Annotated in this window: 8 protein-coding genes and 1 pseudogene; 7 read left to right on the top strand and 2 right to left on the bottom strand. The window is 64.5% G+C overall.

Annotated elements, in window-relative coordinates; translation table 11 throughout:
• Both DTW89_RS17655 and DTW89_RS17650 read right to left on the bottom strand, forming a co-directional pair.
• Positions 1-705: pseudogene (locus DTW89_RS17655) on the bottom strand (DUF58 domain-containing protein); the annotation flags it as partial.
• 20 nt (positions 706-725) lie between these two features.
• On the bottom strand, positions 726-1646 hold the full coding sequence (locus tag DTW89_RS17650; protein ID WP_114656874.1) for an AAA family ATPase: 921 nt from the start codon (positions 1644-1646) through the stop codon (positions 726-728).
• A gap of 41 nt (positions 1647-1687) precedes the next feature.
• Here DTW89_RS17650 and DTW89_RS17645 point away from each other — a divergent pair, with 41 nt between their 5' ends.
• The 7 genes from DTW89_RS17645 to DTW89_RS17615 all read left to right on the top strand — a co-directional run bounded on the left by DTW89_RS17645 (position 1688) and on the right by DTW89_RS17615 (position 9778).
• A complete protein-coding gene (locus tag DTW89_RS17645; RefSeq protein WP_201741034.1) occupies positions 1688-2641 on the top strand; it encodes a histone deacetylase family protein in 954 nt (317 codons plus the stop codon).
• An 18-nt stretch (positions 2642-2659) separates the two neighbouring features.
• Positions 2660-3445 carry an enoyl-CoA hydratase gene (locus tag DTW89_RS17640; RefSeq protein WP_114656873.1) on the top strand — a complete coding sequence of 262 codons (786 nt, stop codon included), beginning with the start codon at positions 2660-2662 and terminating at the stop codon, positions 3443-3445.
• A gap of 23 nt (positions 3446-3468) precedes the next feature.
• Positions 3469-4779: a mechanosensitive ion channel family protein gene (locus tag DTW89_RS17635; RefSeq protein WP_236637198.1), complete on the top strand. Its 1311-nt coding sequence runs from the start codon at positions 3469-3471 to the stop codon at positions 4777-4779.
• A gap of 219 nt (positions 4780-4998) precedes the next feature.
• Positions 4999-5748, top strand: coding sequence for an electron transfer flavoprotein subunit beta/FixA family protein (locus tag DTW89_RS17630; RefSeq protein WP_114656872.1), 750 nt, complete (start codon positions 4999-5001; stop codon positions 5746-5748).
• Between the two features lie 152 nt (positions 5749-5900).
• The gene (locus tag DTW89_RS17625; RefSeq protein ID WP_114656871.1) at positions 5901-6833 is read left to right on the top strand and encodes an electron transfer flavoprotein subunit alpha/FixB family protein; all 933 of its coding nucleotides are present in this window, start codon (positions 5901-5903) and stop codon (positions 6831-6833) included.
• Between the two features lie 73 nt (positions 6834-6906).
• Positions 6907-8697 carry an acyl-CoA dehydrogenase gene (locus tag DTW89_RS17620; protein WP_114656870.1) on the top strand — a complete coding sequence of 597 codons (1791 nt, stop codon included), beginning with the start codon at positions 6907-6909 and terminating at the stop codon, positions 8695-8697.
• A 127-nt stretch (positions 8698-8824) separates the two neighbouring features.
• Complete coding sequence (locus DTW89_RS17615; RefSeq protein WP_024815818.1) at positions 8825-9778, top strand: NAD(P)H-dependent flavin oxidoreductase; 954 nt, start codon at positions 8825-8827, stop codon at positions 9776-9778.
• The last annotated feature ends 136 nt before the right edge of the window (positions 9779-9914 follow it).

Here is a 9914-nt window from a genome sequence, read left to right as displayed (position 1 = left end):
CACCTCGGGGGCGGGGTACACCAGCACCTGGGCGGCGGGGCGCCAGTAGCTCCAGACGCGGAAGGTGCCCAGCGGAAAACGGGTTTCGGCCACGAGCGTGGGCACCCGGTGCAGGCCCCGGCGCGTGGGCTGGAACGCCACCTGCACGCTGGCGCTGCCCTGCGCGGGCACGTCGGTCATGGCCCCGTCGTGCCTGCTTGTGCCATGGCCGTGCACGGACAGCGCAATGGCGTGGCGCGGCGTGCGCCGGTCGCTGAAAAGCTGCACTTCAAACGCCGTGCTGCCACCCAGAAAGTGGGGCTCGGGCGCTTTGAGGTGCAGCGTGATGCCGCGCAGCGTGGCGTGGCACACATGCATGCCCGCCACCGCGCTGCCAGCCAGCAAAAAGGTCAGCAGATAGCCCAGGTTGAGCTGGAAGTTGATGGACGCCACCAGCAGCACCAGCAGCGTGCCGGCCAGCATCCAGCCCGCGCCGGTGGGCAGGATGTACACATTGCGCTGTGTGAGTGTCAGGGTGTCGGACAGCGGCAGGCGTGCCTGCCACCAGCGCGCAAAGCGCGCACGCGCCCGGGCCAGCGGATTCAGCGCGGCCTGGTGCGAAGGCGTGGCAGCGCGTGCGGACGGCGTGGGTGCCAGGAGATCGGCAGCAGCGGTAGCAGCGGTAGCAGCGGTAGCAGCGGCGGAGGCGCCGGAAGGGGACGGCATGGCGTGCGGGCCCAAGACAGTCAAGGCAGGGGCACCGACTCGGCCATGGCGCGCACCTGCTCCACCGCGCCGCGCCGCGCGTCGCCCACGGGCACCAGGCGGTGCGCAATGGTCTGCGGCAGCACGGCCTGCACGTCGTCGGGCGCCACATAGTCGCGCCCGCTGATCAGCGCCTGGGCCTTGGCGGCGCGTACCAGCGCAATACCGGCGCGCGGCGACAGCCCCTGCAAGAACCAGCGGCCCGTGCGGGTGGCGGCGATCAGGTCTTGCACATAGTTGAGCAGCGGCTCGGCGGTGTGCACGGCCAGCACCTGGCGCTGCAGTTGCGCCAGCTCGTCCTGCGACAGCAGGGGCAGCAGGCTGTCCACCAGGTCGCGGCGGTCGCTGCCGGCCAGCAGCAGGCGCTCGGCGGCGCGGTCGGGGTAGCCGATGGAGATGCGCATCAAAAAGCGGTCGAGCTGCGATTCGGGCAGCGCAAAGGTGCCGAGCTGGTCGTGCGGGTTCTGCGTGGCGATCACGAAAAACGGGTGGGGCAGGGCGCGGGTTTCGCCCTCCACCGACACCTGTTTTTCTTCCATGGCTTCGAGCAGCGCGCTCTGGGTTTTGGGGCTGGCGCGGTTGATTTCGTCGGCCAGCAGCACCTGCGCAAAAACGGGGCCGGGATGGAACACGAAGGCTTCCTTGCCGCGCTCGTACACCGATACACCGGTGAGGTCGCTGGGCATCAGGTCGGCCGTGAACTGCACCCGCGAGAACTGCAGGCCAAACGTGCGCGCCAGCGCGTGGGCCAGCGTCGTCTTGCCCACGCCCGGCACATCCTCGATGAGCAGATGGCCGCCCGCCAGCAGGCAGGCCACGCAGTCCCGTACCTGGGCGCTTTTGCCCACAATCACCGTGTTAAGCTGGTCCAGAAGCGATTTGATTTTTGGCTGTGCATGCATGGCGCCACGTTATCCGAAAAAAGAGACACGGGGATTTCACTGTGAGCAAGACAGGCTATTTCACCCATCCCGACTGCCGAAAGCACGAAATGGGGCCGGGGCATCCCGAATGCCCCGAGCGGCTGGACGCCATCGAAGACCGTCTGCTGATCACCGGCGTGGCCGATGCCCTGGAGCGCTACGAAGCGCCCGAGGCCTCGATCGCCGACATCGAGCTGGCGCACAGCCGGCTCCATGTGGCGGCGATGCGCGGCCTGTCGGACCTGCTCAACGAAGATCTGCTGGCGGGTGGCCCTGCCTACTCGCAGATCGACACCGACACATCCATCAATGCGCACACCTGGAAGGCCTCGTTGCGCGCCGCCGGCGCGGCCCTGGCCGCCACCGACGCGGTGATGGCCGGCGAGATCACCAACGCGTTTTGCGCGGTGCGCCCGCCCGGCCACCATGCCTGCCACGACAAGGCCATGGGTTTCTGCTTTTTCAACAACGTGGCGGTGGCGGCCAAATATGCGCTGCAGCGCTATAAGCTGCAGCGTGTGGCGGTGGTGGACTTTGACGTGCACCACGGCAACGGCACTGAAGACATCCTGGCCAAAGACCCGCGCGCGCTCATGGTGGGCATCTTTCAGCACCCGTTCTATCCCTACAGCGGCGACCAGAATCCGGCGCCCAACATGGTGAATGTGCCGGTGGCGGCCTATACGCGCGGCATGGACATCCGCGAAATCATCGAGATGATGTGGATTCCGCGCCTGGAGGCCTTCAAGCCCGAGATGATCTTCATCAGCGCGGGCTTCGACGGCCACCGCGAGGACGACATGGGGCAGCTGGGTATGGTGGAGGCCGACTACGCCTGGATCACCCACCGGATCATGGATATCGCCCGGCGCTATTCCAAGGGCCGCATCGTTTCGTGCCTGGAAGGCGGCTACGTGATGGGCCCCCTGGCGCGCAGCGTGGAAGCCCATGTGCGTGTGTTGGCGGACCTGTAATTTTTGAAAAACCCCCTTATGACTTCTGCCGCTACACCGCTGTCAGTCGCGCGCGACGCGCGCGGCGTGGTGACCCTCACCCTGAACGACCCTGCCCGCTTCAATGCGCTGGGCTCTGAAATGCTGACCGCGCTGCAACAGGCGCTGGGCGCTGTTGCCCACGATGACAGCGCGCGCGTGGTGGTGCTGGCTGCCGAGGGCAAGGCGTTTTGCGCCGGGCACAACCTCAAGGACATGGCGGCGCACCCCGAGCTGGCCTGGTACCAGCAGCTGTTTTCGCAGTGCAGCCGCATGATGCTGAGCATCCACAAGCTGCCGGTGCCGGTGATCGCACGGGTGCAGGGCATGGCCACCGCGGCCGGTTGTCAGCTGGTGGCGCAGTGCGACCTGGCAGTGGCGTCCGACAACGCCAGCTTTGCCACCAGCGGCATCCACTACGGGCTTTTCTGCGCTACGCCCAGCGTGCCGCTGGTGCGCAATGTGCCGGCCAAGCGCGCCATGGAAATGCTGCTCACCGGCGACTTTATCGACGCTCCCACCGCGCTGGCGCAAGGCCTTGTGAACCGGGTCGTGGCACCCGATGCGCTGGACGCCGAAGTCGAGAAGCTCGTGCAATCCATTGTGCAAAAGCCCCGCGCGGCCATTGCCATGGGCAAGGCGCTGGTCTATCAGCAGCGTGAACTGGGCCTGGATGCGGCCTACCAGCTGGCCGGTCAGACCATGGCCGCCAACATGATGGACGGGGCGGCGCAAGAAGGAGCGCGGGCCTTTGCCGAAAAGCGCGCTCCTGCCTGGAAGGTTTGAACCCCGTGCAGTTTTCTTCGCCGATGTTTGACGACGTGCAGCAGTGGTTTCGGGCATTTGCACAGCCCACGGTTCTGGTGGAGCTTGTCACGCTGGCCGTGTGTGTGGCGCTGGCCTGGCTCATGGTGTCTGCCGTGCGCCGCGCGGTGCACCGCAACGAGCCGCGCTCCATCCTGTTTGGCCGCAAGGTGGTGGATGGCGTGCTGTTCCCCCTGACCTTGCTGGGCCTGGTTTATGTGGCGCGTGCGGTGGTGGTGCAGTGGGTGCCGTTGGCGGCGTTCAAGCTTGTGATTCCGGTGCTGATCTCGCTGGTGGTGATCCGCGTGGGGGTCAAGGTGCTGCAGGCCGCGTTCCCTCAGGCTGCCTGGGTGCGCCCCATCGAGCGCAGCATCTCCTGGCTGGCCTGGCTGGCCATGGTGCTGTGGGTTACGGGCCTGTTGCCGCTGGTGCTGCAGCAACTTGACGAAATCACCTGGAAGGTGGGCGCGTCCACGCTGTCGGTGCGCACCATGATCGAAGGTGTCGTGACGGCCTGCGCCGTGCTGATCGTGACCTTGTGGATATCGTCGGCCATCGAGGCGCGCCTGTTGCGCTCGGTCACGGGCAGCGAGCTGTCGGTCCGCAAGGCGTTCAGCAATGCGGCGCGTGCCCTGCTGATGTTTCTGGGCTTGATCCTTGCACTGTCGGCCGTGGGCATTGATCTCACAGCCCTGTCGGTGCTGGGTGGCGCCGTGGGTGTGGGCATCGGCTTTGGCCTGCAGAAGCTCGCGGCCAACTATGTGAGCGGCTTTGTCATTTTGGCCGAGCGCAGCGTGCGCATTGGCGACAACGTCCGGGTGGACGGCTTCGAGGGCCGCATCACCGACATCACCGGGCGCTACACGGTGATCCGGTCGGGGGTGGGGCGCGAATCCATCGTGCCCAACGAGATGCTGATCACCCAGCGGGTGGAAAACCTCTCACTGGCCGACCCGCGTGTGTGGATGTCCACCGTGGTCAGTGTGGGCTATGACAGTGATGTGGACCTCGTTATTCGTTTGCTGGGCGAGTCGGCACTGGTCAACCCGCGCGTGTTGCGCGACCCGGGGCCTGCGGTGGCTTTGTCGGCCTTTGGCGCGGACGGGCTGGAATTCACCGTTGGTTTCTGGATAACCGACCCAGAAAACGGGGTGCTGGGTTTGCGTTCGGACATCAACCTCGCCATCCTCGCGGCGCTGCGCGCCCATCAGATTGAAATTCCTTACCCCCAGCGCGTGGTGCACCTCCAGCGGCCGGAGTCGCCCGCTGGTGTCGAGGAGACCCGCGCTTCGCCAGGCGCTGCAGCCATTGCCTGATCTCGAAGCTTGGCAACTATCCGGGTTGACCCGCTTCGACCCGCAAGTGACAGCATGGGGTGGACATAGGGATCGTGCACTGGCCTATAATCCATAAAAAGCACGATCGTTCTTTTTATGACTCTTTGTATCGCGGGTAGCAGCGTTATTCGTTGCAGTGCGGCATAAAATGTTTTGTTTACGTAAACGTCAATTTAACCAACTCTAGGAGCCGCAGCAATGAAGGTCTTGGTCCCTGTCAAACGCGTGGTGGACTACAACGTGAAAGTCCGCGTCAAATCGGACGGCAGCGGTGTGGACACAGCCAACGTCAAGATGAGCATGAACCCCTTTGACGAAATCGCCGTCGAAGAGGCCGTGCGCCTGAAAGAAAAAGGCCTGGTGACCGAAGTCATCGCGGTGAGCTGCGGCGTGGCCCAGTGCCAGGAAACCCTGCGCACCGCCATGGCCATCGGTGCCGACCGCGCCATCCTGGTGGAGACCGACGCCGACCTGCAGCCGCTGGCCGTGGCCAAGCTCTTGAAGGCGCTGATCGACAAGGAGCAGCCATCGCTCGTGATCCTGGGCAAACAAGCCATCGACGACGACGCCAACCAGACCGGCCAGATGCTGGCCGCTTTGGCCGACCTGCCCCAGGCCACGTTCGCCAGCAAAGTCGAACTCTCGGCGGACAGCGTCAGCGTCACCCGCGAAGTCGACGGCGGCCTGGAAACCCTGGCATTGAGCCTGCCTGCCGTCATCACCACCGACCTGCGCCTGAACGAGCCCCGCTACGTCACCTTGCCCAACATCATGAAGGCCAAGAAAAAGCAGCTGGACACCATGAAGCCCGAAGACCTCGGCGTGGACGTGGCCCCGCGCCTCAAGACGATCAAGGTGGCAGAGCCTGCCAAACGTGGTGCCGGCATCAAGGTGGCTGATGTGGCTGCCCTGGTCGACAAACTCAAGAACGAAGCAAAAGTGATTTGACCCCCCTGAGTCGCTTTGCGCCTTCCCCCCAAGGGGGACGACACCCTCGGTGCGGGGCGGCCCTTCCTCGGTGTCCCGCGCATCGGCCCCGGTTGATCGAAGACCGCGGTTGATGCCGACACCCTCCAAGATTCAAGAGAAAGACGACTGTCATGACAACTCTCGTTATTGCTGAACACGACAACGCCACCATCAAAGGCGCCACCCTCAACACCGTCACCGCCGCTGTGGCCTGTGGTGGGGATGTGCATGTGCTGGTTGCCGGCCACAACGCAGCCGCCGCCGCACAGGCAGCCGCCCAGATCACCAGCGTTGCCAAAGTCATCCACGCCGACGCCCCTGGTCTCGAACACGGCCTGGCAGAAAACGTTGCCGCGCAAGTACTGGCCATCGCATCCAACTACAGCCACATCCTGTTCCCGGCCACCGCCAGCGGCAAGAACGTGGCCCCCCGCGTGGCCGCCAAGCTCGACGTGGCCCAGATCAGCGACATCACCAAAGTGGTGAGCCAAGACACCTTCGAGCGCCCCATCTACGCCGGCAACGCCATTGCCACCGTGCAAAGCGCAGACAGCGTCAAGATCATCACCGTGCGCACCACCGGCTTTGACGCCGCCGCCGCCACGGGAGGCAGCGCACCAGTGGAAACCGCCGCTGCCACAGCAGACGACGGCAAGAGCAAGTTCATGGGCAGCGAAATCGCCAAGAGCGACCGGCCCGAACTCACCGCCGCCAAGATCATCGTCTCCGGCGGCCGCGCCCTGGGCAGCAAGGAAAAGTTCGACGAAGTCATGACCCCGCTGGCCGACAAGCTCGGTGCAGCTCTGGGCGCCAGCCGCGCTGCAGTGGACGCGGGCTACGCGCCCAACGACTGGCAAGTGGGCCAGACCGGCAAGATCGTGGCGCCGCAGCTGTACATCGCAGCGGGCATCTCGGGTGCGATCCAGCACCTGGCGGGCATGAAGGACTCCAAGGTGATCGTGGCGATCAACAAGGACCCCGAGGCGCCGATCTTCAGCGTGGCCGACTATGGGCTGGAGGCGGACCTGTTTGCGGCCGTGCCGGAACTGGTCAAGGCGCTGTAACGCCAGGTCGACCGCAAAAAAGGCATCGCTTGCGGTGCCTTTTTTTTGACATTCACATCCCCCGGAGAACCCCATGAGCTACACCGCCCCCGTCAAGGACATGCTGTTCAACATGCAGCACCTTGCCAATATTGAACAAATCGCACAAATCCCCGGCTTCGAGGATGCTGGCCTGGACACGGCAGCTGCCGTGCTGGAAGAGTGCGCCAAGTTCACCGAGGGCGTGCTGGCTCCACTGAACTTCGAGGGCGACAAGAACCCGTCTTCGTGGAAGGACGGCGTGGTCACGGCCACCCCGGGCTTCAAGGACGCCTTCCGCCAGCTCACCAAGGGCGGCTGGCAGGGCCTGCAGCACCCTGCCGACTTTGGCGGCCAGGGCCTGCCCAAGACCATTGGCGCGGCCTGCACGGAGATGCTCAACAGCGCCAACATGAGCTTTGCCCTGTGCCCGCTGCTGACCGATGGTGCCATCGAGGCGCTGCTGACCGCAGGCAGCGACGAGCTCAAGGCAATCTACCTCGAAAAGCTCATCTCGGGCCAGTGGACCGGCACCATGAACCTGACCGAGCCCCAGGCCGGCTCGGACCTGGCGCTGGTGCGCACCAAGGCCGACCCGCAGCCCGATGGCACGTACAAGATTTTCGGCACCAAGATCTTCATCACCTGGGGCGAGCACGACATGGCCGAGAACATCGTCCACCTCGTGCTGGCCCGCGTGGCGGGAGCGCCCGAGGGCGTGAAGGGCATCAGCCTGTTTGTCGTGCCCAAGTTCCTCGTCAACAAGGACGGCAGCCTGGGTGCGCGCAACGACGCGCACTGCGTCAGCATCGAGCACAAGATGGGCATCAAGGCCAGCCCCACGGCGGTGCTGCAGTTTGGCGACCATGGCGGTGCCGTGGGCTACCTTGTGGGCCAGGAAAACCGTGGCCTGGAGTACATGTTCATCATGATGAACGCCGCGCGCTTTGGCGTGGGAGTCCAGGGCATTGCGATTGCCGAACGCGCCTACCAGAAGGCCGTGGGCTACGCCAAGGACCGCGTGCAAAGCCGCCCGGTGGACGGCAGCATGAACGTCAGCGCCGCCATCATTCACCACCCGGATGTGCGCCGCATGCTCATGACCATGCGCGCCTACACCGAGGGTTGCCGCGCCATGGCCAGCACGGCCGCTGCCGCCTACGACGCCGCGCACCACCACCCCGATGCCCAGGTGCGCAAGGACAATGCCACGTTCTATGAATTCATGGTGCCGCTGGTCAAGGGCTACAGCACCGAGATGAGCCTGGAAGTCACCAGCCTGGGCGTGCAGGTGCACGGCGGCATGGGCTTTATTGAAGAAACGGGTGCGGCGCAGTACTACCGCGATGCCAAGATTTTGACCATCTACGAAGGCACCACCGCCATCCAGGCCAATGACCTGGTGGGCCGCAAAACGGCGCGCGACGGCGGCCAGTCGGCCCGCGCCATCGCCGCGCAGATTGAAAAGACCGAAGGCGAACTGCTGGCCAGCGGCACCCCCGCAGCCAAGGCGGTGGCACGTCGGCTGGCGGCGGCGCGCCAGGCCTTCCTGGATGTGGTGAACTTCGTTGCCGGTGGCGCCAAGTCCAGCCCCAACGCCGTTTTTGCGGGCAGCGTGCCTTACCTCATGCTCGCCGGCAACCTGGTGGCGGGCTGGCAGCTGGCGCGCAGCCTGCTGGTGGCCGAGGCACTGTTGCCCAAGGGACAGGACGCAGCCTTCCTGCGCGCAAAAATCACCACGGCGCAGTTCTATGCCGAGCACATCCTGGTCAAGGCGCCAGGCCTGCGCGACAGCATCGTTGAAGGCGCCGACAGCGTGACCGATCTGGCGCTGGAAGCCTTCTGAAGCTTGCCTGCCATGTGACGCACCCCGGATACACGGGGGCTATTTTATATAAAAATGATAGCTGCAAGCGCTTATTCAATAAGCGCTAGAGGCACATTTGATTCATATTTTTCGGAAAGTTGTTGCCATGTCCAAACTGCCTCCCGTGTTGCAGAACCTGTCACTGCCTGTGATCGCATCGCCGCTATTCATCATCAGCAACCCCAAGCTCGTGATCGAGCAGTGCAAGGCGGGCGTGGTGGGTTCGATGCCCGCGCTCAACGCCCGCCCCGCCGAGCTGCTGGACGAATGGCTGGCTGAAATCACCGAAACCCTGGCGGCCTACAACAAAGCCAACCCAGACAAGCCCGCTGCGCCCTTTGCCATCAACCAGATCGTGCACAAGAGCAACGACCGGCTGGAGCACGACATGCAGGTCTGCGCCAAATACAAGGTGCCGATCATCATCACGTCCCTGGGCGCACGCGAAGACGTGAACCAGGCCGTGCACGCCTGGGGCGGCATCGTGCTGCACGACATCATCAACAACAAGTTTGCGCACAAGGCCATCGAAAAGGGCGCCGATGGCCTGATCGCCGTGGCCGCGGGCGCTGGCGGCCATGCCGGCGTTAAGAGCCCGTTTGCGCTGATTCAGGAGATTCGCCAGTGGTTCGACGGCCCGGTGGCGCTGAGCGGCTCCATCGCCAGCGGCGATGCCGTGCTGGCGGCCCAGGCCATGGGCGCGGACTTTGGCTACATCGGCTCGGCCTTCATTGCCACGCACGAGGCGCGCGCCTCCGATGCCTACAAGCAGGCCATCGTGGACGGCAATTCGGACGACATCGTCTACAGCAACCTTTTCACCGGCGTGCACGGCAACTACCTGGCACCGTCTATCCGCGCAGCCGGCATGGACCCGGACAATCTGCCCGAGTCCGACCCCAGCAAGATGAATTTTGGTGGCGACGCGAAAAAGGCCTGGAAGGACATCTGGGGCTGCGGCCAGGGCATCGGCGCGATCAATGCGGTGACCAGCACGGCAGAGCTGGTGGACAAGCTGCGCGGCGAATACCAAGCCGCGCGAGCGCGGTTGAAGCTGTAATTCTGGATAGGCGGATTCCAGAACGAAGTGCACCAAGCAATAGGTTGGGCCAAGAGTGCATAGGATGCTCTCTTGTTGACCGGCCAGTCGCAAAGGAAAGCACTTTGAACTACACACACTTGACCCGAGAAGAACG

This window comes from Acidovorax sp. BoFeN1 (assembly GCF_003345135.1).
Taxonomy (GTDB): domain Bacteria; phylum Pseudomonadota; class Gammaproteobacteria; order Burkholderiales; family Burkholderiaceae_C; genus Acidovorax; species Acidovorax defluvii.
Note: the sequence above shows the minus strand (reverse complement) of the source record. Positions and strands in the feature narration are given on the sequence as shown.

Coding starts and splice junctions, on each gene's coding strand:
- DTW89_RS17650 (WP_114656874.1), bottom strand. CDS start 1,646: ATGCATGCACAGCCAAAAATCAAATCGCTTCTGGACCAGCTTAACACG.
- DTW89_RS17640 (WP_114656873.1), top strand. CDS start 2,660: ATGACTTCTGCCGCTACACCGCTGTCAGTCGCGCGCGACGCGCGCGGC.
- DTW89_RS17635 (WP_236637198.1), top strand. CDS start 3,469: ATGTTTGACGACGTGCAGCAGTGGTTTCGGGCATTTGCACAGCCCACG.
- DTW89_RS17630 (WP_114656872.1), top strand. CDS start 4,999: ATGAAGGTCTTGGTCCCTGTCAAACGCGTGGTGGACTACAACGTGAAA.
- DTW89_RS17625 (WP_114656871.1), top strand. CDS start 5,901: ATGACAACTCTCGTTATTGCTGAACACGACAACGCCACCATCAAAGGC.
- DTW89_RS17620 (WP_114656870.1), top strand. CDS start 6,907: ATGAGCTACACCGCCCCCGTCAAGGACATGCTGTTCAACATGCAGCAC.
- DTW89_RS17615 (WP_024815818.1), top strand. CDS start 8,825: ATGTCCAAACTGCCTCCCGTGTTGCAGAACCTGTCACTGCCTGTGATC.